We start from the raw sequence: 25,630 nt of genomic DNA, 5'->3' as shown, positions 1-25,630 counted from the left end.
CCGGAACGCGCTGCCGACCGCATCCGCCGGGCCGTCCAAGGGGTGGTGCAAGCCGCCCAGTAGAGCCCTGAGCCGGCCGCCCTTCGACCACTGAGCCAGGTCCGTGAACGGCGCGCACGCGGAGACCGGTGCGGTGAAGCATCCGGGGGGATCCGTCTCTCCCGTCAGAAAGCCGCGCGTTCCTGGAGCGCGGCGCGCTCGGCGGGGTTGGCGGTCAGTTCGAGTGCGAGCCGGTCCGCGGCTCGGGCCTCGTCGGGGCGGTCCAGCTCGCGCAGCAGATCGGCGCGGACGGCGTGGAGAAGGTGGTAACGGTCGAGCTCCCCGGTGAGGCTGTCGACCTCTGTGAGTGCGGCCCGCGGCCCCTCGGTGCGGCACAGGGCGACGGCCCGGTGCAGCCGGGTGACAGGGGACGGGGCGAGGTGCAGCAGCATGTCGTACAGCAGCACGATCTGGTCCCAGTCGGTGTCCTCCCAGCGCGCGGCCTCCGCATGACAGGCCACGATCGCGGCCTGGAGCTGGTAAGGGCCCGGGCGTCGCCGCCTGATGGCGCGTTCCAGCAGCACGCCGGTCTCCGAGATCGTCCGGTGATCCCAGAGGGAGCGGTCCTGGTCCCGCAGCCGGACCAGCGTGCCTTCCGGGGTGAAGCGGGCGGCCGTACGGGCGCGGTGCAGCCGGATCAAGGCCAGCAGCCCTGCCACCTCCGGCTCGGTCGGCATCAGCCGGTGCAGCAGCGCGGCCAGCCACTCGGCATCGTCGGCGAGGTCGCGCGACTGCGCCTGGCCGGCGGTGGACAGGTAACCCTCGTTGAACAACAGGTAGATCACCGCGAGGACTTCGGAGAGACGACCGCCCAGCTCCTCGCCGCCGGGGACGCGGTACGGGATCCCAGCCCTGCTGATCTTCTGCTTGGCGCGGGTGATGCGCTGGGCCACGGTGGATTCCCTGACCAGGAAAGCGCGAGCGATCTGCGCGGTGGTCAGGCCGCACACCACACGGAGGGTGAGGGCGATCTGCGCCTCGCGGTTCACCGCGGGATGGCAGCATGTGAAGATCAGCCGCAACCGCTCGTCCGGCTCCGGCCCCTCGTCCTCCTCGGGCGGCCACCGCAGCTGCGCCAGTTTTCGCCGGTAGTTCTCCTGGCGCCGCAGCAGGTCGAGCCCGCGACGCCGGGCCACCGTGAACAGCCAGGCGTCGGGCCGTTCCGGGATGCCGTCCACCGGCCAGCGTTCCAGCGCCACCAGCACGGCGTCCTGCACCAGGTCCTCCGCGGCGGAGAAGTCGCCGGTCAGCTGGATCAGTGAGGCGGCCAGTCGGCCCGCGTGCTCCCGGACCACGCGGGCCAGCCGGTCGTGGGACTCGGCGGCTTCGTGCGACGGTGCCCTCATGTGACGGTCACTCCAGCGGCCCGGTCTCCACAGGGCGGATCTCGACCACGGGGCAGCCGGGCCAGCCGCGCACCATGCGCAGCGCCTCGTCCAGGTCGGCGACCTCGATCTCGGCGTATCCGCTGACGACCTCCTTGCCCTCGACGAACGGCCCGTCGACCACGACCGGCTCCCCGGCCTCCAGCCGTACGGTCGTCGCCGTGTCCGGTGCTCGAAGCTTCTGCCCGCTCCGGATCGCGCCGGCGTGCTGGGCGAACCACTCGTCGACCCGCTCGTATGCCCGCGCGCGCTCGGCCGGACCCATGTCCCGCAGCTCCCGGGCGAACTCCTCGGTCTCGACGAACAGCAGCACGTACTTCATGAGGCACCTCCCTGTTCCAGCATGGCGGCCATGCGCCGCTCCATCTCCTGGGACGTCACGTCCTCCACATGCGTGGCCACGGTCCACCAGTGGCCGTAGGGATCCACGACGGACCCGTCCCGGTCCCCGTAGAACTGGTCCTCCGGCGCCCGCTTGAGCGTCGCCCCCAGCTCCACGGCACGTGCCACGACGACATCGACGTCCTCGACGTACACGAACAGGAAGACCGGGCTGCCGACCAGACCACCGGCGGGCGGGGCCTCGGTCCCGAGCACGGGGGAGGCGTCCTCGACGATGACGACGGAGTCCCCGATCTCGATCTCGGCGTGCGCGACGGTCCCTCCCGGCCCCGGGAACCGCATGCGCTCCGTGGCTCCGAACACCTCGCCGTAGAACTCGAGCGCCTTGGCTGCGCCTTGGACGACCAGGCACGGAGTGATCCGACGGTAGGCGTCGGGAATCGGCTTGGGGATGGCTGACGACGACATGGGACTGTCCCTACTCGAGTCCTTGCGCAGGGTCGGTCGACCCTTCTCCAAACAAGACGATCGGAGGGTGGGCGGATACGACAGCCACACCCAACGGGTCACGAAGCCCGAACGTCCTCCTGTATGTCGGGCGATGGCGTGTCGTCACACCCCTGGAACTCATCTATGATAATCCATGGATTTATGGAGGATCTCATGCCAGGGAACACGAGAACTGGGGCGAAGGCGCAGCTGTACGACGCGTTCGCGGCCAGCGGCAAGGCTCTGGCCAGCGGAAAGCGTCTCGAGCTGCTGGATCTGCTGGCCCAGGGTGAACGCACCGTCGATGCGCTCGCCAAGGCGGCCGGGCTGAACCTGACCACCGCCTCCGCGCACTTGCAGACCCTCAAGCAGGCCGGCTTGGTCGCGACCCGCCGCGAGGGTGTGCGCATCCACTACCGGCTGGCCGGTGACGACGTCGCCCAGCTGTTCGCGCTGCTGCGCAAGGTCGCCGAAGCCCACCAGGCGGCTGTGCCGGTCGCTCGTGACGCTTACCTCGGTGAGAACACCGGCAACGAGGTCAGCCGTGAGGAGCTGCAGGTCAGGATCGCCGCCGGGGATGTCGCCGTGCTCGACGTGCGGCCGGTGGAGGAGTACCGGTCCGGGCACATTCCTGGCGCGCTTTCCATCCCGGTCGAGGAACTTGCCGGGCGGATCAACGAACTGCCCGCGGACACGGAGATCGTCGTCTACTGCCGGGGCGAGTACTGCGTCCTGGCCTACGACGCCGTACGGCTGCTGACCGACCGCGGGCTCCGGGCGATCCGCCTCGACGACGGCATGCTGGAGTGGCGCCTGTCGGAGCTGCCCGTCGACGCCTCGGACCTGACGTGACCGGGGGGCCGGGTGGGCTTCCGCCGCACCCGGGGGCCGGCCGAGGGCCGGTCCACCTCGACTGCAACGCCATGACCCCGGTGGATCCGCGCGTCGCCGAAGCGATGCCGCCGTACCTGACCGACTTCTTCGGCAACCCGTCCAGCGGCCACCCCTACGCCGACATCCCGCGCCGTGCGCTGGCAGCGGCCGCCGACGACGAGCAGGAGAGACATGAGCGACACGACCGCACACGGAATGTCCACCGCAGTGTCCACCCGCCGGTGAACGCCGCGACGCCGAGGGAGCCGTCCACACTCCGCTCGTCGACCACAATCCGCTCGCACACGGCGCGGACCTGGTCGTCCACTCCGCGACGAAGTACCTCGGCGGGCACTCCGACCTGACCGCCGGCGGCCTGATCGCCGACCTCGCCCATGCGCTCGACGCCGGCTGACGTACCACCCCGCGCGCACCGGCCCGCACGCCACCAAGAGGGCCAGGACCAGTGCGCCACCACGCTTGTGCCCCTGCTCCGGAAGAGAACATGACCAGCACCGGCTTTGCCGACACGACGGCCCCCATACCCGCCCCCGACCAGGCCCAGCGCCGCATCCTGCGCGTCCTGGTCGCCTCCCAGGTGCTCAGCGGCGCCGGCCTCGCCGCAGGTGTCACCGTCGGTGCCCTGCTCGCCCAGGACATGCTCGGCTCCACCAGCCTCGCCGGGCTGCCCAGTGCCCTGTTCACCGCCGGATCCGCGCTCGCCGCCGTCGCCGTCGGCCGCGTCTCCCAGGCCCGCGGGCGACGCCCGGGCCTGGCTGCCGGCTACCTCACCGGCGCGATCGGCTCCGTCGGTGTCATCACCGCCGCGGTGCTGGACAACCCCGTCCTGCTGTTCATCTCGCTGTTCGTCTACGGCGCCGGCACCGCCACCAATCTCCAGGCCCGCTACGCCGGAGCCGATCTGGCTGCGCCGGGCCACCGTGCCCGCGCGGTCTCCACGGTCCTGGTCGCCACCACCTTCGGCGGTGTCGCCGGCCCCAACCTGGCCGCGCCGACCGGCGCGTTCGCCGAGACCCTCGGCATCCCCAACCTCGCCGGCCCCTTCATCCTGTCCGGCGCCGCCTACGCGCTGGCCGCGCTCGTCCTCGCCCTGTGGCTGCGCCCCGACCCGCTGCTCCTGGCCCGCACCCTCGCCCGGGCCAAGGAAGCCGACGCCACCACAGGCCCGGCCGCCTCCGACGACGCCGGCGCGGCCGAAGGCCGTGGAGGCGTCGTCCTCGGCGCACTGGTCATGGTCCTCACCCAGCTCGTCATGGTCGCGATCATGACCATGACGCCGGTCCACATGGACGGCCACGGGCACGGCACCGCCGCTTCCGGCTTCGTCATCGCCGTTCACATCGGCGCCATGTACCTGCCCTCCCCGCTGACCGGCTGGCTCGTCGACCGGCACGGCCCGATGAAGGTCGCTGCCACCTCCGGGGTCACCCTTCTGGCCTCCGGCATCCTCGCCGCGCTCGCGCCCGGTGACTCCGTCGCCCTGCTCGCGCTCGCGCTGGCCCTGCTCGGGCTGGGCTGGAACTTCGGCCTCGTTTCCGGCACCGCGATCATCACCGACACCGTGCCGCTCGCCACCCGCGCCAAGACCCAGGGCGTGGTCGACGTCTCCATCGCCGTCGCCGGCGCCACCGGTGGCATGGCCTCCGGCCTCATGGTCGCCGCCACCAGCTACCCCACCCTCGCCCTCACCGGCGGCATCCTCTCCCTCGCCCTCCTGCCCACCGTCGCCGCCACCGCCTACCGCCGATGAACCCTACGAACCCCGAGACCCTCGCGCCCGGCATCACCGTCGACGGCACCGGGCTGCTCTGCGTCACCCTCCTACTGCGCCTGCGCAGAGAGATCGACGGCGCGGAGCCGGGCACCGTCGTGCACGTCGTCGCCACCGATCCGGCCGCCCCGCTCGACCTGCCCGCTTGGTGCCATATGACCGGACATGATTACCTCGGCCCCGTTCCGGAGGACGACCGGGACGTCTACGCGCTCCGCCTCACAGCCCAGCCGACCCCGACCCGTCCCGATGCCCCTTGGCACCGACCGCCGCCTGCGGATACGGGTCGGATCGGGTGAAGCGGCCGGTGGTGGTGTTGTACTGGCGGGCGTGGAGGTCGAGGTTGCCGGTGGCGGCTTCGTGGCGGGCGCCGCGTCCGGTCCGCAGGGCCCGGGTCGGCCCGCCCCTCAGTTCCCCGCGGCCACCCGTTGTGGTGCCCCGACCCTGTCGGGAGGAGGCAATGGATCACCTTTCCCGCTCTCCGGGTACCGTCAGGGTATGAGTCATCCACACCCCGACCTGAAAGCCGCCCCACCTCTTCCCGAAGGAGGGCTGCGGGTCATCGCCCTGGGCGGCCTGGGTGAGATCGGCCGCAACATGACCGTCTTCGAGCACGCGGGCAAGCTGCTCATCGTCGACTGCGGGGTGCTGTTCCCCGAGGAGACCCAGCCCGGCGTGGACGTGATCCTGCCGGACTTCACCTCGATCCGGGACCGGCTGGACGACATCGTGGCCGTGGTCCTCACCCACGGCCACGAGGACCACATCGGCGGCGTGCCGTACCTGCTGCGCGAGCGGCGGGACATCCCGGTCGTCGGCTCCAAGCTGACGCTGGCGTTCCTGGAGGCCAAGCTCAAGGAGCACGGCATCCGGCCGCGCACGGTGCGGGTGCGGGAGAGCGACCGGCGCGGCTTCGGGCCCTTCGACTGCGAGTTCGTGGCGGTCAACCACTCCATCCCCGACAGCCTCGCGGTCGCGATCCGCACCCGGGCCGGGATGGTGCTGCACACCGGCGACTTCAAGATGGACCAGTTCCCCCTCGACGACCGCATCACCGATCTGCGTGCCTTCGCCCGCCTCGGCGAGGAGGGCGTGGACCTGTTCCTCACCGACTCCACCAACGCCGAAGTACCCGGCTTCACCACCTCCGAGCGTGAGTTGAACCCGGCGATCGAGCAGGTGATGCGCACCGCGCCGCGCCGGGTCATCGTCTCCAGTTTCGCCAGCCATGTGCACCGCATCCAGCAGGTCCTGGACGCCGCCCACCAGCACGGCCGCAAGGTCGCCTTCGTCGGCCGGTCGATGGTCCGCAACATGGGCATCGCCCGTGACCTGGGCTATCTGAAGGTCCCCTCCGGTCTGGTCGTGAGCACGAAGGAGCTGGAGAAGCTCCCGGATCACAAGATCGCTCTGGTGTGCACCGGCTCCCAGGGCGAACCGATGGCCGCGCTGTCCCGGATGGCCAACCGGGACCACATGATCCGCATCGGCAAGGACGACACCGTCCTGCTCGCGAGCTCTCTCATCCCCGGCAACGAGAATGCCATCTACCGGGTGATCAACGGACTCACCCGGTGGGGTGCCCACGTGGTCCACAAGGGCAACGCCAAGGTGCACGTCTCCGGGCATGCCAGCGCCGGCGAACTCGTCTACTGCTACAACATCGTCAAGCCCCGCAACGTCATGCCCGTGCACGGCGAATGGCGCCACCTGCGGGCCAACGGCGACCTCGCCATCCGCACCGGGGTGGACCCCGACCGGGTGGTCATCGCCGAGGACGGCGTCGTCGTCGACCTGGTCGACGGGCGGGCGTCCGTCACCGGCAAGGTTCCCGCAGGCAACGTCTACGTGGACGGCATGGAGGTCGGCGGTGCCACCGAGGCGTCCCTCAAGGACCGTCTCACCCTCGCCGCCGAAGGCGTGGTCACGGTGGTGGCGATCGTCGACGCGGACACCGGCGCCCTCGCCGAGGCCCCCGACTTCCTGGCCCGGGGCTTCGTCCACGACGACGCCACCTTCGAGCCGGTCATCCCCGTCATCGAGAAGACGCTGGCCACCGCTGCCGAGGAAGGCGTCGGGGACGCGCGCCAGCTCGAACAGCTCGTGGCCCGCGCCGTGGCGAACTGGGCGTTCCGCACCCATCGCCGCAAGCCCCTCATCATCCCCGTCATCATCGACGCCTGAGCAACACCCGGGCAGGCGTCCGGGGCGGACGCCGATGTGCATGAGGTGCGAGCAGCGACATGACGGCCACGGGCATCAGAAACGCGGACAGCCCCGTGTACCGGCCAAAGGGGGGAGAAAGTCCGTCAGACATGACTTCATCTGACTGACCTGCTGCTTCGGGAGCTTGCGGACAAGGGTGCCTGACCTCGGGTTCGTGAGCCAGGCGCTTGTCACCATCAGGCGGCGACGAGCTCCTGCTCGCGGTCCGGCGTTCCGACCTCGGGCTTCTTGTTCGGCAGCGAGAGCCGGAAGACCTTGCGCCACGCGGAGAACACCTGCCTGGGCAGTGGCCCTGTGACGTACTCCAGCTCGTACTTCTCGAACAGGGCGCGCACCTTCACCGCGACCTCGGCGTACCGGTTGCTCGGCAGGTCGGGGAACAGGTGGTGCTCGATCTGGTGCGACAGGTTGCCGGTCATGAAGTGCATGGCCTTGCTGCCGCTGATGTTCGCCGAGCCCATCATCTGGCGCAGGTACCACTGGCCGCGCGTCTCGTCCTTGATCGACCGTCGCTCGAAGACCTGTACGCCCTCCGGGAAGTGTCCGCACATGATCACCGAGTGGGACCAGATGTTGCGGACCAGGTTCGCGGTGAACGTGGCGGCGAGCGTGGGGAGGAACGACGGGCCCGACAGCAGCGGGTGGATGACGTAGTCCTTGAGCACCTGCTTGCGGATCTTGCGGCCCACGGCCTTGGCCCGCGCGCGGAACTCCGGGTCCTTGCGGCGGCGCTTGTGCAGGTTCTTGCCGAGCTCCAGGTCGTACGCCGCGATGCCGTACTCGAAGAAGCAGGCGTTGATGAAGTTCCACAGCGGCTGGCCGAGGTGGAACGGGTGCCACTTCTGGTCCTCGTCGACGCGCATGATGCCGTAGCCGAGGTCGTTGTCCTTGCCGATCACGTTGGTGTACGTGTGGTGCAGCTCGTTGTGCGAGTGCTTCCACTGGTCGGACGGCGAGACGTGGTCCCACTCCCAGGTGGTGGAGTGGATCTTCGGATCACGCATCCAGTCCCACTGGCCGTGCAGGACGTTGTGGCCGATCTCCATGTTGTCCATGATCTTCGCCACGGACAGACCGGCGGTGCCGATCAGCCACGCGGGCGGGAACATCGAAAACAGCAGCACGCCCCTGCTGACCAGCTCCAGTTTGCGCTGGGCGGCGATGACCTTACGGATGTAGGCGGCGTCCTTCTCGCCACGGCTGGCGATCACCTCGTCGCGGATCGCGTCCAGCTCGCGGCCGAGCTCCTCGATCTGCTCCGCGGTCAGGTGGGCGGTGGGGTCGATTGCGGTCAAGGTGTTCCTACCGTTCGATGTCGCAGGGGCCCGCCGCGGCGGACACGCAGGTCTGGATGAGGACGCCCGGCTCGGCCTCGGTGATCTCGCCGGTGCGCAGGTCGCGGACGGCGCCCGTCTTGAGCGGTGAGACGCAGCCGAAGCAGATGCCCATGCGGCACCCGGAGGGCATGAGCACGCCGGCGTCTTCGCCGATGTCCAGCAACGGCGTGGCGCCGTCCGCGTCGACGGTTTTGCCGGTGGCGCTGAACGTGACCTCGCCGCCGTCGCCGGCGACGACGATGCCGGGGCGGAAGCGTTCGGTGTGCAGGCGCTCTTGGACGCCGTGCCCGGTCCAGTGCTCTTCGGCGGCGTCGAGCAGTCCCGCGGGCCCGCAAGCCCAGGTCTCGCGCTCGGCCCAGTCGGGCACGAGTTCGTCGAGACGGGCGATGTCGAGCATGCCGTCTGTGGCGGTGTGCACCTCGGTGAGCCGCAGCTTCCTGTCCGCGACCAGGTCGTGCAGTTCTTTGCGGAAGATCACGTCTTGCGGCTGTGGCGCGCAGTGGACCATGACGACGTCGTCGAACTCGGTGTCGCGCAGCATGCCCATCACGGGTGTGATGCCGCTTCCGGCCGTCAGGTAGAGCACCTTGGCGGGCTTGTCCTGCGGCAGCACGAAATCACCGGTCGCCTGGTCGAGCTGGATCAACGTGCCCGGTTGCACCCTGCGGACCAGGTGGTTGCTGACCTTGCCGTCCGGGATCGCCTTCACGGTGATCGTGACGCGGCCGTCCTGGCGGTTCGTCGGCGATGTGAGGGAGTAGGCACGCCACAGGCGCACGCCGTCGACGTCGACCCCGATCCGCACGTACTGACCGGCTGTGTGGCCGCGCCAGCCACGTCCCGGCCTGATCACGAGGGTCGCGGCGTCACCCGTCTCGGGGCGCACGGCCTCGATGCGCCCACGCAGGTCAGCGCCCGCGCGCAGTGGGCTCACCAGGTCGAGGTAGTCCGACGGCAGCAGCGGCGTCGTGACCATCTCCAGCAGTTTCCACGCCCTGCTGCGCAGGGCTGTACTCGTCATGACTCCAGCTTGCTGTGCCTCAGGGCGTAAAGTCCTGACCGCAGGACGTGAATCTGGTGGGTGGAATTGTTCGCAGGGAACAAAGACGTGAGCCATGCAATCCGGAGGGCCGGCGAACTGGCCCTGGACAAGACGACGGTCACCGCACTTCGGGCCTCGCTGAAGACCACCGCCGACGAAGTCGTCCAGGCGATCATCGACGAGGTCCCTTCCTACGCCAACGCCCTTTCGGGCCACATGGGCGCCACCATCCGCCGAGCCGTCCGCACCGCCCTGGGGCACTACCTGGACCTCGCGAGCGGGAACGCCACGGGCGGCGACGGCGGTGACGCGGCCTACGAGCTGGGCCGCGGCGAGGTGCGCGACGGCCGTTCCATGGACGCCCTGCTCAGCGCCTACCGCGTCGGCGCCCGCGTGGCCTGGCGATGCCTGGCAGCGGGTGCCGTACCCGCAGGTCTGCCCGCCGCGGAGGTCGCCAAGTTCGCCGAGCTGACCTTCGCGTACATCGACGAGCTCTCCGCCGCGAGCGCCGCGGGCCACGCCGACGAACTGGCTGCTCGCGGCAGGGCCCACGAGCTCCACCTGGAACACCTGGCCCGCGACCTTCTCGCCGGCGCGAGCCCGGACGTGCTGCTGGCCTCTGCTCAACGGGCCGGGTGGCAGCCTCCGGTCTCGCTGACAGCGGTCCTGCTGCCCGCCGCCCAGGCCCGGCCTGCCTACCGCGCGCTCGACCCGGGCACCCTCGTCCTTGACGATCTGCCGGACGCCACCGGTGTGCTGCTCGTCCCCGATGTCGACCGATCACATCTCCTGCGGCAGCTGACCGACCGCACCGCCGTGGTCGGCCCGGCCCGGCCATGGACCCGTGCGTCCGCCTCGTACGCACGGGCCGTACGCGCCCGCTCCCTCTCCTCCGACATCCGCGACACCGAGGACCACCTCCCCGAGCTGGTGCTGACCGCCGACGCGGACGCGTTCGCAGACCTGCGCGCCCGAGCCCTCGCACCGTTGCGCACCCTGCCTGTCGCGACCGCACGGCGTCTGGAGGAGACGTTGCGGGCGTGGCTGCTGCACCAGGGCAGGCGGGACGAGGTGGCGGCGGCGCTGTTCGTCCATCCCCAGACCGTCCGGTACCGGATGTCGCAGCTGCGGGAGCTGTTCCCGGATCTCGCATCGCCACACCGGGTCCTTGAACTGACCCTGGCGGTCGGTCTCCGGGCCAGTTGACGCGTACTGCGACCGTCCACGAACTCCTGGCGGGTCCCGGCATCGTGCTCGGTGTCCACCTGGACGTCCTCGCAGCCGGGACGGTTCGGGGGAGCGACGCGATCAAGGTGCAGCAGGTCGGCTGACACGGGAGCGTTCCACCACGAGTCGCCCACCTGTGCGCACGCAACCTCCGTTGTAGGGGCAGTCGTGAGACGTGAGAGGGTCTGGGGCGTGAGCGAGACACCACCGAACACCCTGCAATACCGCTTTGACGGGCCGGAAGAGGCCCCGGTCCTGATCCTCGGTCCCTCACTGGGTACCACCTGGCACAGGTTGTAGAGACCGTCCGTGGGCGTCCAGGTCAGTCCAAGATGAGCGCGCAATGCCAGGTCAGGGCATTCTGGTCCGGGGGAGTCGATGCAGTCGGTGATAGGCGTGTGAGAGCGGCGTGCGACGAGAAGCCCCGCAGGTGCGGTCCGCGGGGCTTCTGAGGCGGCGGGATTCAGTGTCCGTCGGGGGCACCGTTGCACTCGGGTTCTCCTCTCTTGAGCACCCGAAGTAAGGACGCGATGGCGACATGCGTTTTACTGTCGACGCGCGGCATCCGACCCAGAAACTCTTCGCACCCAATCGGGTTGTAACCTTCACGTCTGCAAAGTCCAACGCCTGTGGAGGCGTCCGCAGCACTGTCTGTTCCCTCCGATGTTGCGCGGCCCGCGTGGAGCGACCGCGACGGCATTGCCGGAGGCGACGGTCGCCAGCCTGCCATGCGTCACCGCGGAGGATTTTGCCCGCTTCAACGCGCGACCGCATCGCTCCGCCGGCCTTGTAGCGGGTGGCATTCCTGCACGTCGCCCGCTGTCGAACGCTGCCCGCAACCCGGGACCTGGCGTGGAACGCCAAGGCAGTTGTGCCACAGTGCGGTCCTCTTCCTGTAGGCGCTCGTTATGAGGGGCTCATGACATGACGAAGCCCCGCCGGCTCGGCGGGGCTTCTGTGCGCAGGGGTTACGACGGAGTGCAGCGGCTGGTGTGGGCGCCGTTGTACTCCGGTTCTCCGCTTTCGAGCACGCGGAGCAAGGACGCGGTGACGACACGCGTGGCACGCCCAATGCGTAGCACGCGGCACGGAAACTCTCCGCGACGCACGAGGTCGTAGCCCTTCGCCCGAGAGAACCCCAATGCCCTGGAAGCGTCTTCCACGCTGCCCGTTCCGTCCCAGGTGGCGCGGATGTGTGTGGGGCTGTAGCGGGTGCCTTGCACCTCGTTGGTCTGTCCGTGCAATTCGGATTCTCCAGTTGCTAAGGCGGTACGGCTTGCGCGCAGCTGATGGCGTTTGATGCTGCTGAAAACGTCTATCGCCAATGCCTGTGGCAGGGCCAGTAGAGTGCCGACCCGAATGATCAAAACAGCTGCATGTCAACTTCATTCCCGGGTGCACTCCCGGATGCGATAGAAACCGGTCCCCTGCGGTACGGGGAAGGTGGGGATGCCGTTACGCGCATCGCGGGATCTTGAGCGCCCACGGCACCTGTTCCACAGCAGCTCTGCGGCAGCGCAGAGAGCTGACAGCCGTGCGACGCTTTGAATTAACAGCCGTCTTCGCGATTCCTTTCTGACGTAGGTGCAGGTAGTGGCGGTGGACCATCAATGATCCGGGGAGACGCCGGTTTGGCTAACCGGCGATCCCGCGCTATGTTGCTTCGCTTCGCCACATGCCCGCGCAATGTGCGTCCGCTCGTGTAGTCGACTGTTGCAGCGCTGGCCCCGCCACCGCTCCGGCCTTCCGCTGCTCCGTCGGCAACGACACCGACGCCTATGCCTGGACCAACTCCAGGAGCCCACATCTCAACGGCGCAGGACAGGTGCGCGTGTTTGCGGCGCATTCCGCCCGAGCCACTGCATGATCTCAGATGGTGTACAGTCCACCGGCTTATCGCTGGGCGCAAGGGAGTTGGGGGCCTCTCGGTGATCGAATTGAAGATCCCGGAGATCTACTGGGATGACGAGGCCGCCGTGAGCCTGCTGGTTGAGTACTTCACCCGACGACGCTCACGAGGTGACCTGTTCTATTCAGGCGCACACTTCGAGCGCCTGGGCGGGGGCGGGGATGCTGAGCACGTCGCGGACTCCTTTGACAGCAACGACCTGGTGGCCATCACCACGCTCAGTGTGTCCCTCGAGCCGCACGGGGCGATGAACTTGCTGACCGACCCTGAGGGGCACTGGGCGCGTCTGCTGTCGCTCATCCCTCGTGACGCGCACTTGGAGAATCCTGGAAGCGATGCGCTCATGGAGGAGGGTGGACCCGCATGGGAGTTGTGGGAACGCCTGGCCGGCACCAAGCAGTACCCTGGCAAACCCGACGGCAGCGGCCCGGTTGTCGCAGGCAAATTGCTGGCCCGCAAGCGGCCGCATCTCATCCCCATCTACGACATCCGCATCAAGCAGCTGTTCGAGCGACCGAAGGCGGACCACTCCTTCTGGACCGCTCTGGCTGCGGCCCTGCGGGTGGACAACGGTGCATTCCGTGATCAGTTAGTCCATCTCCGTGATCAGGCGGGTCTCGGTGAGGACATCGGCGTCCTGCGTGTGTTCGACGTCGTCGCCTGGATGCACCAAGGCCGGCAGGGGCAGGTCGCGACGAGCTGAGCTGGAGTGTGGCGGGGAGGCGCATGCGGAGGTCGATGGGAATCGAGGGCGGGCGACGGTGAGCGCAGACCTACTGAGACCTGCCGGTCAGATGTCCCAGAAAAGACCAGCCAGCGCGGTGACTGACTTGCCACGATGAGGGGTATTCGGTTGCTGAACTGCGCGAATGGTTTTTCAGTTCTTTCATGCTCGTGCCGGTTGATGAAGCCGGAAGTCCCAGAAAACTCCCTCAGCTGACGGATGCCCTTTTCGGTTCTACTCGACGTAGGGCAGCGCGGCGGGGCTGGGGCCGTGCGCTGGAGGTCGGCTTTGGTCCTCCGCGGCAATGGGCGACTCACCTCCGCTCGCGCGGAGAGCACGTCTGCTGGCTACACGGGTGTGCCGGTTCAGCTGCGCCGTGCCGCGTCCGCTTTCCGCACCATCTTCGCCGCGTGGTCAGCCGAGTCGGCCAAGTGACGGAGTGCACGGGAGACCCGGCCGAGGAACTCCACAACGTGGTCGGCGAGGGTGTCCTGCTTGGTGCTGGTGCGGAAGGTGGTGCTCTGGGCCACGGTCGGCTCCTCGGGAGAGGGGTGCTGGGTGTGCTGCACCCACTGTGGCACCGGAGACTGGCATGTCGGGCGGAAACACGACATCCCCCACCCGAACCGGGCAAGGGGCTCTGGCACCAGGTGACGCAGCGAGGGACGGTCAGCGGTGGCCGGTAGATCACGCCTCATGCTTCCTGCGGCACGAGAAGTGCTCGGGCAGCCCTTCGGGTCCTCGGAGGCTTGCAGGCTGACCGCAGTCGAAGCGGCAGAGCGGGATCGCTTGACCCGACGCATCCACCGGAACCCTGGCGGCCTCGGTTTCCCGGGGGCGAGACTCAAGGACGATCGCGCGGCTGCCACGCCTCTGCTTCGGTTCAGCCCGCACCTCCGAAGCCGGACGGTCCTCGGTGCACCTGTCGCGCCGGTCCCCCTGTCGTAAGGATGGCTGGCGCTCCTTGTCGTCCAGGGCGGGCCCGTTCGCCTCAAGGTACTGCTGCCACTGCCGTGCGGGGAGCCAACCGTGGTGGCCGCCCCGCTGGAACGGGATCCGCTCACCGGCCGCAGCTTCCACGATGAACCGGGTGAGGGTCAGGCCGCCTTCACCTGTGAAGGTGCTCGACTGATGGGCGGGCATGAGGACGCGGTGCCAGCCTCCGCAGTACCCGGCGTCGGTGGGGTTCTCCGGGTCGTAGGGCTTCTCCGGGCACCGGGTGAGCGCGCCGTTTTGGCTGCACTGGCCCTCCTCCAGGATGAAGTTGCCGTCCTGGACCGCGATGGGGTTCTTCTGCACGCGGATGACGGAAGCCGGCAGGTTGGGCGTGCGGACGTAAGGGACGGTGCCGATGCCTGCGTGGTCGGGGTCGGCGAAGTCCCAAACCGATTGGATACCGACGCGGCGGCGGAACCTCTCCCGTGCACGCATTCCGCGGGCTGTCTGGGCGCTCAGCTGAGGCTCGTAGCCCAAGACGATGCCGTTGGCGCCGTTGATGCGTACGTCCAGGCGCGCGTGCCCGTCGGCGGTCTGCGACTCGATGTCGGCGTGGAAGCCGTGATCTTCGGAGTCCTTCGCGACGCGTTCCTTGCGGGCGAGGTGCTCGTCGGACTCGTGGCTGATGGGCTTCTCTCCGGGTTTCCTGTAGTGGGAGGCAAGCCATACGCCGTCACGCTGGACGAGGTACATGGGGACGCGCCGGCCGCGGAGGTCCCGGCAGTCGGGGCAGATGAGCCCGCGCTTTTCGACGGGGACACGTCCTCGCATGCGCAGGAGCACGTTCAGGAGGTCTTGGCCTTGCGCGACGCCGAGATCGGGGCGGTCCAGGTCGAGGTTGCGGCCGGCTGGTTCGTAGTAGACGGGGTTGCGGAAGAGGTCTTCGTCGCTGTCGATCTGAAGGTCGTCGTCCACCAGTACACCCCGCAGCCGCCACGAGTAGGACTCACAACGCTACGGGGAGGGTCTGACAATCGGGGCTGTCCCGCGGAAACAGGGCGCACTGAAAGACACAGTGGGCAGTGGGCCTACAGCGGGTCAGGTCTGCACAGCTCACAGCGCACCGATGTTGCGGCAGGCGATCGCCGGGTCCGGGAGGCGCGAGCGGGAACCGCAGCCCGGTCGGGAGGCCCGGCTGCTCGCAGCGGACTGGCTGCTGGAGTCCGGCATCGACACCAGTCGCGCGGTGTACGTCCATGCTGGCGGCTGCCACATGGCGGGCAAGCGGTGCCGCCGCGTGCCCCGGGACCTCGCGCTGCAGGCTCTGGCGGCCCCAGACCTACGTGCGGACGCACGAATTGACGCATTGGTGATCTTAGGCTTCTCCTATGAGCACGGTGCGCGCCCGGGTGTGGCGCTTCACGATCGAGAAGGGACAGGCCGGCGCGGAGGCTGTCCGGGCCGTCGAGATCGGGCAGGGCCCGTTGCCGGTCTCCTTGGCCGCCATGGTCAACATCAACGCCCTGGCCTGTGACCTGCGCAAGACCGTCGACCAGCGCGTGCGCGATTACGAGATCAGCCTTCTCCTCAGCTACATCATCGGCGGCCAGGGCAAAGGGCCGCTCGGAGTCGAGTGCTCCGCCCTCGACTCCAGCGCCGGCCACATCCAGCGCTTCGTCAGCGAGTGCACCGGTCTCGGCGTGATGACCGCCGCTAGCGAGGCACTGTTCGACTGGAAGCCCGAGGCCAGCGGAGTGAGCAGCTTCGACGTGCTGCCGGGCAAACTCTCCGGGGTATACGCGAAGACGGGTGTGCGGCCAGATCTGCTGTACGACCTGGCCGCAGGGCCGGTTGCCGGAGAGGCGCGGGGGCGGCGACGGCGCGCCAAGAAGATGTTCCCGGAGGGCGAGGGCACCCCTGAGCAGAGGAAGCGATTGGAGAAGCTCGCGCAGTGGTCCGTTGACCACGGCGATCATGCCTATTTCATGAGCTGGGTCTGGCTCGGCGCGGGGGGTGTCTACGTCGATATCTTCCTGCCCGACAGCTCCGCCGCCCTGGCGGGTCTTAAGACCGGATGGATCGACCTGCCAGGAGACGCGAAGCCCTGGCACTTCCGTGTTCCCCGGCCCGACCCCCGACGTGTGGTGAGCCCGGCACCGGAGGGGGGCCTCATGGTTGACCTTCCGCGCCTGGAGTTCAGCGGTGAGGGGGCTGCCAGTCGGGCGGCGATCAGCCGGGTGGGACCGGAGGCCGAGGAGGCGATGGACCGGGCCTTTAGTCGCGAGGAGCACCAACTTGGCACGCTCGCCGGTGTACCGGTCCGAGGACGGTGGATCAGCGCCGACGTCCTCGGCGAGGCGCGTTACGAGGTACTGCTCGGAGTTCTGGGCGAGCGGGTAGAGATGAACCGCCGTGCTCAACGCGAGCGGCTGGCCACCCTGACGGGTGAGCGGCTCGATACGTTTCTTGACGGCCGCCGGCTCACAGCCGTACGCCCGGTCGACGGCCCTCGACCGAGCTGGGGCCGGATCAGCGCACAACTGCTGGAGCAGACCTGACGCGCCCGTATCTCGCACCTCGGCTGGCGGGCCAGTTACCCTGCAGGCCAGCCAGATCAGTGTGGCGTGTCACATGCTGGTTCGGGCGAGCGTCAGCCGCGAGGTGAGAGAGAGTTCCCTCGGCCAGGAGCGCATGTCTAGCTGGGGCTTACGGACACGGTGCCGTCTTCGCCGTCAGCGTCCCCTGGACTGCGATGGCTTGGCGCGTCGGACTGAGCCCGTCACGTGAGCGCTGGATGGCGACGTCACCTGCTGCGGCCAAGGGACCTAAGAGTCGCCAATAGTCCGCCTGGTGAGCCAGCGTACGTCCATCCTGGGTGCATGACTCAGTCTGACCCCTCGCTGGCTCCGCGTAGCACGCCGAGAATCACGGCGGTGACGCGACGCGACATCTTTGACTACCTGCGCGGCGAGGGCGGCCCCTGGTGGGGACGGCTCGACGAGATCGACTTCCTGGAGGGCCTGTACGACCTGGACAAGCTGGCGTCGAGGGACTCCCGGTACAAGACGGCGCGTCGCGACATAGTCCAGCACCGGGTCAACAATCCATTGGACTTGCCCGACGACTGGGTCTTCGAGGACCCACGCTTCCAACTCCTCGATGGCCCCGATGAGGTACTTCTTGCCTTTCTGGCTCGCCTCGTTCATCCAGAGGTACAGCCCGATGTCGACCAGTCATCCCGACGAGTCGAGGAACTGAACCGCATCCTCGGGCCGGACGGCTGGACCTTCCGCGCCTTCGAGTTCCTGTCGAGCCGACCGATCTACAAGGCGGTTCCCGCGGAGCCTACTGGCCCCATGGTCTCGCTGCCGCTCGCCGACGACGACACCAGCAAACTCGACCTCGTTCTAGGGCAGACCTACTGCCTCCTCGACCGCGATGGCGAGGAAGTGGCCCGCGACCTGCTCCGCGCGACCGCCCTGACGCTGCGCCGTGACGGCGGCCTTTACCACCCCATGCCCGGCGACGGATGGACGGCCGATACGTACGAGGCTGTCCTGACCGTGGATCGTGTGCTGCTGCCCTCGTTCACAACGGCGGTCACCAACGCGATCTGGCAGCGTCTGCAACCCGTGCTCATCCGGCTCCAGCGCCAAGATGTGCAGTCCCTCGTGGTCGAAGGCGACCTACGGAACCTGCCGGCCGTCCCACCGGACTGGAGGAACCAGACAGCTGAGGCTGATCCGCCCATCGTTCGGGGTTTCCGCATCGGTCTGCTGGCACCAGAGTTCGACGTCATGCGGCAGGACTTCTCGGACCTTGAGATCCGCGGCACCGGATTTCCCTACTTCTACGACACGGGCCGAGGCCGTCTGATCACCGAATTCCTCCTCGACGACCGGCCGCAGGTGGCCACCCTGTGCCATGTCACCCTCATCAACAAGGACGGCGTCCTTTCGCCCAGGGTCAAGCTGTGGAAGAAGGACAAGACCAAGGCTTCGAAGACGCCGGCCACGGAGGCGATTCCTCACACTGACGCCTCTCAGATCGTTAAGGCGCTTGTCGACACCAGCGATGTCCACGAGAACTTCTGGAAGGTCATCAGCTTCCTCCAGGACTGCGTCGGGCTGGACCTCCCCGGAAGCAGCCTCCGACTGGTCCGTGACGACGAAGCCGAGTTGGCTCGGCTCCTGGCCGACCAGGACCGCACCACGCTCCTCGAAGCTGTCAAGACCGCTGTCGGCGGTGCCCTCACGGAAGAGGACATCCGGCTGATCAGCAACCGCAAGTCGCAACTCCAGCGGTTCAGACAGTTGTTGAACGACCCGGAGTTCTTCGAACGGGAGCGCGGCCGGGTGGCCGGGCCGGAAGCGGTCTGGCAGGGCTTCTTCGAGGAGAATCCGTGGATCTTCGGTTACGGCCTCACCCTCGTCGCTTGTGGCCCCATCGACGACGGCAAGCTGGAGCGCATCACCACTGGCGCCAACATCTTCACGGGGGCGGGAAAGCGCAGCGACGCCGTCATGCGTTCCAAGGGCTTCATCAGCAGCCTGCTGTTTTGCGAGATCAAGACCCACCGGACATCTCTGCTGGCTGGCGCGCCGTACCGGCTTCCAGACGTGTACCAGGTCTCCAAGGACGTGGTCGGCGCCGTGGCGCAGGTGCAGAAGACCGCCGACAAGGCCCGACGACTAGTCAGCGGCGAACTGCATAGGCACTACCGGGACGATGGCTCCCCGACTGATACCGAAGTCTCCACTGTGCGCCCCCGACAGGTGGTGGTGATCGGAATCCTCAGCGAGTTCACCGACGGAGGCACAGCGAACCCGGAGAAGATCACCTCCTTCGAGCAGTACAGGCGATCTATCCAGGACGTCGAAGTCATCACGTTCGACGAGCTCTACGAACGGGCCTGTTTCATCGTGGAGGACCGCTGAGGCGCACCCGACACCCAGGCGTGACCCGATCGCCCTGTCCGCGTTTGGCAGCGGTCATGGTGTGCGTGGCTGGGCGGCCAGCGGACATGGGGGCATGCCGTTGTCAGTGCCCGAGGGGATGATGGAGCAGTCAGATGCGATTGGGGCGTCAAGGGGGCTGCGTTGTTTCTGAGCCGTGTGAGCGTTTCCGGGTTGCGCGCGAGTGCGGAGGGGGCGATCGAGTGTGAGCTGCCGGGACGCTTCAGCGTCCTGATCGGTGCGAACGGCGCGGGCAAGACGACAGTCATGGATGCTTTGTACCTGGCCCACACCAGCCGCTTCCCACACCTGCCCCGCCTGGGGACTGCGGTTCTCGGAGCTGATGGCAGCCCCGGCGTAGAGGTGCAGTACAGCCTTGAGCAGGGCACCGCATCCGAAGGACCTCTGGGTCAGCAGATCCAGCAATCCTGGCGTCATACTTCGGACGGTGTCGCGCAGAAATGGTTCACGGAGTTTCAGCGCAATCTGGGAACAGTCCGCGCCAGGGTGGACCGCAACCGAGTACATGACACGGCACTGGGCACGGACCCTTTCAAGTTCATCTACTTGCCGGCGTGGCGGCATCCGCTGGACGAGCTGGCCCGTCGCGAGACCCGCATCCTCATCGAGTTGCTGAGAGCGGAGCAGCAGCGACTTGACGGCAGCCGCAGCCTCGTGCCGCTGCGCGTTAAAGCGTCCCGCCTGCTGGAGAACTTGGCCAAGGACGGACTCATCGCAGCAGTCGAAGAACGCATCGGCAATCACCTGGCCTCCCTGTCCGGAGGAGTGCAGCGCCAGTGGCCTTACGTGCGGGGCCAAGTCATAGACGACTCCTACCTTGCGCGCGTCCTTGAGCTGATGCTGGCCGTCATAGAAGGCCGGGCCGCGGCCCGGCCGCTGGAAGTCTCGGGCCTCGGGTACGTCAATCTGCTCCACATCGCGGTGACTCTTGCCGCGATACCTGACTCCACTCGCCGTGCCCCGGCAACGGAGGAGTCGCCCCACCGTGGCGAGGCTCCTGGAGAAATGACGGACGAAGACGAGCAGCGCATGGCCCGGGAACGCCTGGAGCAGGCTGCGGCGGAAGCCGAGTCCGAGGCTGATTCGTTCTTTCCGAGCACCCCCTTTCACGCCACAGTGATCATCGAGGAGCCCGAGGCCCACCTTCACCCTCAGCTGCAGCACGCGCTCGTCCGCTATCTGCGCAAGGCCGTACGGCAGCGTCCGGAACTGCAAGTGGTGCTGTCCAGCCATGCGACGGACGTCATCACCTCTTGTGATCCGGAACAACTCGTGGTGTTGCGGCGCGCTGCGGACGGCAGCAGAGTCTGCCGTCCGATCACCAAGATCCCCATGATCAAGCGTGCCGAGACGCTGCGTATGGCCCGTCTCCACATGGATGCCAGTCGGTCTGCCGCGTTGTTCGCCGAGCGACTCGTGGTGGTCGAAGGTGTGACCGAAGCCGCCATCATCCGTGACTTCGGCAGGGCATGGGCCGGACAGGACCCGGCGAAGCACGCCTTCATCGATGCTCTCAGCATCGTCTACACCGGGAACAAAGTCGGTCCGTGGACCTCCCGCTTCCTGGCCACAAAGGGGGCCGAGATTTGCACGCGATTGGCCGTACTGCGCGACAGTGACAAGCCATTTGATGAGCAGCCAATCGATCCGGAATGGCTGGATGACCACGACTCAGAGGTCGTACAAGCCTTCATCAGCCACCCGACGCTGGAGCCGTCCATCACGGAGGGCAATGAGCGTCTCATAAAGCTAGCCCTGGCTGACATCAGAGCGGAACCGCTCACCGAACCGGTCACCGATCGGGTTGTTTACGACTTGTTCAAGAGTGCACGCAAGGGCAAGGGGGGCGCCCCGGATACACCGGCGGGTCCCCATGCGAAGGACAAGGGCGCGTTCGCGGATGCCCTCGCCGTTCGCCTCGCCGACGCCATCGAACGTGACGAGTCCATCCATGTTCCGGACCATCTGGTGAAGCTCTTCGACTTCCTCTACCCGCAGCCCGTGGCGGAATCGGAGAACGAACCCCAGGAACAGCAGGCACCGAAATCACAGACACCGACGCAAATCTGGCCCACGGCTACTGAACCCTTCTCTTTCAGCCCCAGTGCCGTTCCATCGTCCGATCTTCCGCCAGTTGGAACTTGGCCAGCCACTCCTTCTGGCCCTGCTCCTAGTGATCCGTGGGCAACCAACCCATGGAACACCGACGTGTGGGCAACCGAACCTGCGACGGCGGACCCGTGGGAGGAATTCGGTGAGGACACGGAATGACATCGCCGGCGGACTCACCGGTGAACAACTGGTCGCGGCCGGAACACCGCACCGCCGCGTCTACATCGAAGCAGCGCCGGGTTCAGGAAAGACCGCCGTGGCCGCACAACGCTTCGGCATCCAGCGCTTTCACGGTGGCGACCAGCGTGCCGTGCTGGCCGTGAGCTTCACCCGCTCCGCCACCGCTGAGCTACGTGACCGTGTGCTCCGTCAGTGGGGCCCGGATGTACTTGCTTGGCCGCACCGCATTGTCACGCTGGACACCGTCGTCTGTGACCTGCTCGGTTACTTGCTGGATACGGGACACATCTGCTGGCCAAGCGGACACCGCAGTCTCACCGTCATCGACTCTTGGCCAGTGCAGCTGCCCACCAAGTGGTCGCGCATAGAACCAGTCGTGGCACTGTACGGCAATCAGGTCGTGGTCCAAACCCTGCGACGGAGTACCCAAGCGAACAGACCCAGCAGACAGGACGTCGCCGCGGCTCTGGCCGAAGGCTTCTGCACCCACCAGGACGCTCGCACTCTCCTCGAAGCGGCGCTAGCACTTCAAGGCGCTCGCGACGCGGTCTTGGCCCGTCTCGCGAATACCGCAGGCGCACTGATCGTCGACGAAATTTTCGACGCGAATGCCTTCGATCTCTCCCTCGTACGGCTCGCGGTGGACGCCGGGCTCGAAGTCACCGTCGTCGGTGATCCGTGGCAGGCCCTCTACGGCTTTCGCGGAGCTCGACCCGATCTCGTACCGGAGCTGGTACGCGATGCCCAGTTCGTCCAGCGCCCGCTGCGAAGGTCCTTCCGCTGGACAACTGACGGGCAGAAGCGCCTGGCGGATGAGCTGCGGGCCGGCCATGGAGTGATCCTTCCGCGGGGGCGAGCGGAGGACATGGACGTCGTGTTGTCGTTGCAGTGGAAGACTCTGTGGACCTCCGGACCCCACGTCCTCCCGCTGGCGTACGGATCCGCCACGGGACAAGTGCACGAAGCAGCTTGCACGCTCCTGCTCAGCGAAGTGACGAAGCAAAAATTCGGAGTCGACGCCACATTCCACAAAGAGGCACTCATCGCGCTTGGTATTGACGCTGAAGCATTGGAGCGCTTGAGGCCCAACTTGCAGCAGTTCATCACTGATTTGGCTGGGTCGGCCGGAATCGCGGAGATCTGGTCAGACCTCAATGAGGTCGTCGGGGCGGAGACTCGGCGAAAACTCCCGAAGAAGAGAAATCGTCACCACACGGCACGTCTGGAGAACCTCCGTGCCCGTCTGCATGCCGATGGGAATCGGCTGATCCCTGGTCTCACGGCTCACCAGGCCAAGGGCCGCGAGTGGACAAAGGTTGGCGTTCTCTTGACCAACTCAGAGCGCGAAACTCTGGCAGCAGGACTCGTCCAGAACAGGGAAGATCATCGCACGCTATATGTGGCACTGACCAGAGCCAAGCAGGCGACTCACGGGCTCGCGGAAAGCGGATCCATCAGCGTTGAGGTTGGGGCGACTTGACACCGTCTTGAGGTAGGTGGCCCCGAAGGGTCGGCTGCCTGTGCCTGAGACGGAGCAGGCGCTTAGAAGGCAGTGTTCTATCCACTGAACTGCGGGGGCTGGCCTGCGAAAACGCAGTCTTTCGGCTGCTCGCCCCGCGATCTTGTGGGACGTATGTGGGGTCTGGGCGATCCCTGGGGGCCGTGGGACGACGGGTTCCTCGCGGCGGCCCGCCGGTAGCTTCTCACGCCATCTTCACACTCCCGAAGCCCCTCGCGGAAACAATCCCGCCCCGGCTCGGCGTTGGTGATCTCCGAGCCGAGGAGGGGAAGGTGTCGGGCCTGAAACTGTTCCGCACGGATACGACGAATGGCGGTATGACCGAGGTCACGCCGCGTCTTGCTGAGGTCGAGGCAGATGTGCAGGGCCTCGTCGAGGCGCACATGGAGACGCTGCTGGGCGTCCGTTTCCTGGCGAGCGAGTACGGCACCGGGCCGGTCCACGGGGGCCGAATCGACTCGCTCGGGCTGGACGAGAACGGATCGCCGGTCATCGTCGAGTACAAGCGCGGCGTCGATGCCGGCGTCATCAACCAGGGTCTCTTCTACCTGGCGTGGCTGATGGACCACCGTGCCGAGTTCGAGCACCTGGTCCGCGACCGGCTCGGGGTGACGGCCGCGTCCCAGGTCCTGTGGAGCGGTCCACGCCTGATCTGCATCGCTGGCGACTTCACCCACTACGACGTGCATGCCGTGCGCGAGCACCGGCGCTCGATCGACCTGGTCCGCTACCGACTCTTCGGCAGTGACCTGCTCGGGCTTGAGACGGTGGCCTCCGTGAGCGGCGGCATGCAGGTGGGCCGACGAGTGCGGCGCCAGGCGGTTGCCCGCGCGGCGTCCGACATCCAGGGCGCGTCGATGGTGGAGTTGGCGGGCGCGGTCGACGAGGTCCTGCTCGGGCTCGGGGACGGTGTGAACCGGGTTGAGCGTAAGCAGTACCGGGCGTATCAGCGGCTGCGGAATTTCGCCTGCCTGTGCCCGCCGCAGCGGAGCAAGCTGCTGGTCTACCTGAAGGTCGACCCTAAGGACGTCGATCTGGTTCCGGGCTTCACCCGGGACGTGTCGGGTCTCGGTCACCATGGGACGGGTGATCTGGAGGTGCAGCTCCGTACGCCGAGGGACGTGGAGCGGGCGCAGGATCTGTTCCGGGCAAGCTACGCGGCGGCGTGATCGGATGCCGCTGCCTGCTTCTCGGCGGGCTGCGCTTCGTGACGTGTCTGCGGTCGTAGGTGGAGCCTCTCGACGTGTGGGCAGGGCGTGGCGGTGGACTATCAATGGTGCGCGGGATCGCCGGTTTGGCCAACCGGCGATCCCGCGCTATGTTGCCCCGCTCGTGTGCGCTAATGATCAGCGTGAACGGCTGGCGGCTGGGCCGGCTGCGACCGCCGGAGCGGCTGGCGGACTGGTAGCGAGGCGGGTCCTGTGCTCGTGGCCCGCGGGCTGAACCTGGCGCGTGCCGGTCTCGGTGGCGAGGGTCTCTGAGAGATCGGCCAGTAGAGAACTCGGGGTGTGCGGGGAGGCGGTGATGGTCCAGGTGGGTCGGTCAGGACCGGGGCCGGCCCAGACGGTCCAGGTGGCCAGATTCTGGCTCGGGTGCTGGGCGGTGAAGGCGTCGAATTGGACGCCCGCGTCCCCGGCGGGGGACGTCCAGCGGATCCATCGCCCGTCCACGGTGTGCTTCCATCCGGCGTCGGAGAGGGGCTGCGTGGCCGCGGCGACCATTTTCTCGTCCACCGCGGCACCGATGGGCGTGTCCCAGCCGTCGCCATCGGCGAGGTGGTCCAGCAACCCCTCCAACACTGGGGCGGGTGTCGGCGTACGGACTTCTCTCCCCAGTTGCGTACAGACGAACGTCCCCAGCTGTCAGGCCACTTCGGTCTCCCGCTCGATGGCCTTGAGGCGATTCTTCAGCCGGTAGCTGGGGCCGTTAATGGCGATCACTTCGCAGTGATGCAGGAGCCGGTCGAGGATGGCGGTCGCGAGGACCTCATCACCGAACACCTGCCCCCATTCGCTGAAGGTCTTGTTCGAGGTCAGGATGATCGAGCCCTTCTCGTAGCGCTTGGAGATGACCTGGAAGACCAGGTTCGCCTCGGCGCGTTCGAGGGGCTGGTAGCCGACCTCATCAACCACCAGGACGCTGGGCCGCAGGTAGGTGCCGAGCTTGTTGACCAGCCGTCCGGCCGTTTCCGCGGCCTTGAGGTTACGGACCATGTCGTCGAGGCTGGTGAAGTAGATCGAGTAGCCGGCCCGGCAGGCCGCGACCGCGAGGGCGACGGCGATGTGGGTCTTGCCGACCCCGGGCGGCCCCAGCAGGGCGGCGTTGGCCTTGGCGTCGACGAAGGAGAGGGTGGCGAGGTCCTTGACCTTGCGCGGGTCCAGCTCGGGCTGGAAGGAGAACGGCCTCGGGGAACAATGGAACAGCGGTTGGCGCTAAGGGATGATCTTGTCCGGTCGGCGGCCCCAGTAGCGTGACGTGGAGACGTCATACTCGCTGGTAGAGCGCCGATTTGTGACGGCTGG

24 protein-coding genes and 1 pseudogene are annotated in these 25,630 nt (G+C 67.5%); 15 read left to right on the top strand and 10 right to left on the bottom strand.

The window, feature by feature from the left end:
- Positions 1 to 164 precede the first annotated feature (164 nt).
- The 3 genes from ACZ44S_RS04660 to ACZ44S_RS04650 are packed head-to-tail and all read right to left on the bottom strand — an operon-like array spanning position 165 to position 2,234.
- Positions 165 to 1,385, bottom strand: a complete 1,221-nt coding sequence (locus tag ACZ44S_RS04660; RefSeq protein ID WP_466924292.1) for an RNA polymerase sigma factor — start codon at positions 1,383 to 1,385, stop codon at positions 165 to 167.
- A 7-nt stretch (positions 1,386 to 1,392) separates the two neighbouring features.
- A complete protein-coding gene (locus tag ACZ44S_RS04655; protein WP_466924289.1) occupies positions 1,393 to 1,746 on the bottom strand; it encodes a YciI family protein in 354 nt (117 codons plus the stop codon).
- Positions 1,743 to 2,234, bottom strand: coding sequence for a VOC family protein (locus ACZ44S_RS04650; RefSeq protein ID WP_466924287.1), 492 nt, complete (start codon positions 2,232 to 2,234; stop codon positions 1,743 to 1,745). Before ACZ44S_RS04650 ends, ACZ44S_RS04655 begins: the two co-directional genes overlap by 4 nt.
- Positions 2,235 to 2,429: 195 nt before the next feature.
- On the opposite strand from ACZ44S_RS04650, the gene ACZ44S_RS04645 reads away from it, so the two are divergent.
- The 6 genes from ACZ44S_RS04645 (at position 2,430) to ACZ44S_RS04620 (ending at position 7,104) form a co-directional block, all read left to right on the top strand.
- Complete coding sequence (locus ACZ44S_RS04645) at positions 2,430 to 3,107, top strand: ArsR/SmtB family transcription factor (protein WP_466924285.1); 678 nt, start codon at positions 2,430 to 2,432, stop codon at positions 3,105 to 3,107.
- Between the two features lie 71 nt (positions 3,108 to 3,178).
- Positions 3,179 to 3,493 carry a hypothetical protein gene (locus ACZ44S_RS04640; protein ID WP_466924282.1) on the top strand — a complete coding sequence of 105 codons (315 nt, stop codon included), beginning with the start codon at positions 3,179 to 3,181 and terminating at the stop codon, positions 3,491 to 3,493.
- Positions 3,445 to 3,543 (top strand): hypothetical protein, encoded by a 99-nt coding sequence (locus tag ACZ44S_RS04635; protein ID WP_466924389.1) that lies wholly within the window; start codon positions 3,445 to 3,447, stop codon positions 3,541 to 3,543. Before ACZ44S_RS04640 ends, ACZ44S_RS04635 begins: the two co-directional genes overlap by 49 nt.
- A gap of 90 nt (positions 3,544 to 3,633) precedes the next feature.
- Positions 3,634 to 4,899, top strand: coding sequence for an MFS transporter (locus tag ACZ44S_RS04630; protein WP_466924279.1), 1,266 nt, complete (start codon positions 3,634 to 3,636; stop codon positions 4,897 to 4,899).
- Positions 4,896 to 5,219: a sulfurtransferase TusA family protein gene (locus ACZ44S_RS04625; RefSeq protein ID WP_466924276.1), complete on the top strand. Its 324-nt coding sequence runs from the start codon at positions 4,896 to 4,898 to the stop codon at positions 5,217 to 5,219. Before ACZ44S_RS04630 ends, ACZ44S_RS04625 begins: the two co-directional genes overlap by 4 nt.
- Positions 5,220 to 5,418: 199 nt before the next feature.
- Positions 5,419 to 7,104: a ribonuclease J gene (locus ACZ44S_RS04620; protein WP_466924273.1), complete on the top strand. Its 1,686-nt coding sequence runs from the start codon at positions 5,419 to 5,421 to the stop codon at positions 7,102 to 7,104.
- Between the two features lie 218 nt (positions 7,105 to 7,322).
- On the opposite strand, the gene ACZ44S_RS04615 is transcribed toward ACZ44S_RS04620, so the two are convergent.
- Positions 7,323 to 8,441 carry a fatty acid desaturase family protein gene (locus ACZ44S_RS04615; RefSeq protein ID WP_466924271.1) on the bottom strand — a complete coding sequence of 373 codons (1,119 nt, stop codon included), beginning with the start codon at positions 8,439 to 8,441 and terminating at the stop codon, positions 7,323 to 7,325.
- A gap of 7 nt (positions 8,442 to 8,448) precedes the next feature.
- Positions 8,449 to 9,504: a ferredoxin reductase gene (locus ACZ44S_RS04610; protein WP_466924269.1), complete on the bottom strand. Its 1,056-nt coding sequence runs from the start codon at positions 9,502 to 9,504 to the stop codon at positions 8,449 to 8,451.
- Positions 9,505 to 9,591: 87 nt separating this feature from the next.
- Here ACZ44S_RS04610 and ACZ44S_RS04605 point away from each other — a divergent pair, with 87 nt between their 5' ends.
- Positions 9,592 to 10,731, top strand: a complete 1,140-nt coding sequence (locus ACZ44S_RS04605) for a PucR family transcriptional regulator (RefSeq protein WP_466924267.1) — start codon at positions 9,592 to 9,594, stop codon at positions 10,729 to 10,731.
- Entirely contained in the window at positions 10,728 to 10,856 is a 129-nt protein-coding gene (locus tag ACZ44S_RS04600; protein WP_466924265.1) for a hypothetical protein, read from the top strand. The genes ACZ44S_RS04605 and ACZ44S_RS04600 overlap by 4 nt, the downstream gene beginning before the upstream one ends.
- A gap of 864 nt (positions 10,857 to 11,720) precedes the next feature.
- Here the strand turns inward: ACZ44S_RS04600 and ACZ44S_RS04595 are convergent.
- Complete coding sequence (locus ACZ44S_RS04595) at positions 11,721 to 11,915, bottom strand: helix-turn-helix transcriptional regulator (RefSeq protein ID WP_285513059.1); 195 nt, start codon at positions 11,913 to 11,915, stop codon at positions 11,721 to 11,723.
- 765 nt (positions 11,916 to 12,680) lie between these two features.
- Here ACZ44S_RS04595 and ACZ44S_RS04590 point away from each other — a divergent pair.
- Complete coding sequence (locus tag ACZ44S_RS04590; protein ID WP_285512919.1) at positions 12,681 to 13,364, top strand: DUF6308 family protein; 684 nt, start codon at positions 12,681 to 12,683, stop codon at positions 13,362 to 13,364.
- A 386-nt stretch (positions 13,365 to 13,750) separates the two neighbouring features.
- Here ACZ44S_RS04590 and ACZ44S_RS04585 read toward each other — a convergent pair whose 3' ends face one another.
- Complete coding sequence (locus tag ACZ44S_RS04585) at positions 13,751 to 13,915, bottom strand: hypothetical protein (protein WP_285512918.1); 165 nt, start codon at positions 13,913 to 13,915, stop codon at positions 13,751 to 13,753.
- 157 nt (positions 13,916 to 14,072) lie between these two features.
- Positions 14,073 to 15,296, bottom strand: a complete 1,224-nt coding sequence (locus ACZ44S_RS04580) for a hypothetical protein (RefSeq protein WP_285512917.1) — start codon at positions 15,294 to 15,296, stop codon at positions 14,073 to 14,075.
- 151 nt (positions 15,297 to 15,447) lie between these two features.
- Here ACZ44S_RS04580 and ACZ44S_RS04575 point away from each other — a divergent pair, with 151 nt between their 5' ends.
- The 6 genes from ACZ44S_RS04575 to ACZ44S_RS04550 all read left to right on the top strand — a co-directional run bounded on the left by ACZ44S_RS04575 (position 15,448) and on the right by ACZ44S_RS04550 (position 24,277).
- The gene (locus tag ACZ44S_RS04575; RefSeq protein WP_352230212.1) at positions 15,448 to 15,855 is read left to right on the top strand and encodes a DUF6233 domain-containing protein; all 408 of its coding nucleotides are present in this window, start codon (positions 15,448 to 15,450) and stop codon (positions 15,853 to 15,855) included.
- Complete coding sequence (locus ACZ44S_RS04570) at positions 15,746 to 16,879, top strand: hypothetical protein (RefSeq protein WP_352230214.1); 1,134 nt, start codon at positions 15,746 to 15,748, stop codon at positions 16,877 to 16,879. Before ACZ44S_RS04575 ends, ACZ44S_RS04570 begins: the two co-directional genes overlap by 110 nt.
- 375 nt (positions 16,880 to 17,254) lie before the next feature.
- Positions 17,255 to 19,258, top strand: coding sequence for a Shedu anti-phage system protein SduA domain-containing protein (locus ACZ44S_RS04565; protein ID WP_466924260.1), 2,004 nt, complete (start codon positions 17,255 to 17,257; stop codon positions 19,256 to 19,258).
- Positions 19,259 to 19,435: 177 nt separating this feature from the next.
- The gene (locus ACZ44S_RS04560) at positions 19,436 to 21,568 is read left to right on the top strand and encodes an ATP-dependent nuclease (protein ID WP_466924258.1); all 2,133 of its coding nucleotides are present in this window, start codon (positions 19,436 to 19,438) and stop codon (positions 21,566 to 21,568) included.
- Positions 21,552 to 23,069: a UvrD-helicase domain-containing protein gene (locus ACZ44S_RS04555; RefSeq protein WP_285512913.1), complete on the top strand. Its 1,518-nt coding sequence runs from the start codon at positions 21,552 to 21,554 to the stop codon at positions 23,067 to 23,069. Before ACZ44S_RS04560 ends, ACZ44S_RS04555 begins: the two co-directional genes overlap by 17 nt.
- A 311-nt stretch (positions 23,070 to 23,380) precedes the next feature.
- Entirely contained in the window at positions 23,381 to 24,277 is an 897-nt protein-coding gene (locus ACZ44S_RS04550) for a DUF5655 domain-containing protein (protein WP_285512912.1), read from the top strand.
- A gap of 177 nt (positions 24,278 to 24,454) precedes the next feature.
- Here ACZ44S_RS04550 and ACZ44S_RS04545 read toward each other — a convergent pair whose 3' ends face one another.
- Complete coding sequence (locus tag ACZ44S_RS04545; RefSeq protein ID WP_285512911.1) at positions 24,455 to 24,907, bottom strand: SPDY domain-containing protein; 453 nt, start codon at positions 24,905 to 24,907, stop codon at positions 24,455 to 24,457.
- 63 nt (positions 24,908 to 24,970) lie between these two features.
- Positions 24,971 to 25,507 (bottom strand): annotated as a pseudogene (gene istB, locus ACZ44S_RS04540) (IS21-like element helper ATPase IstB); the annotation flags it as partial.
- Positions 25,508 to 25,630: the final 123 nt, after the last annotated feature.

This window comes from Streptomyces malachitofuscus (assembly GCF_055571035.1).
This window is presented reverse-complemented; position numbering and strand designations above follow the sequence as displayed.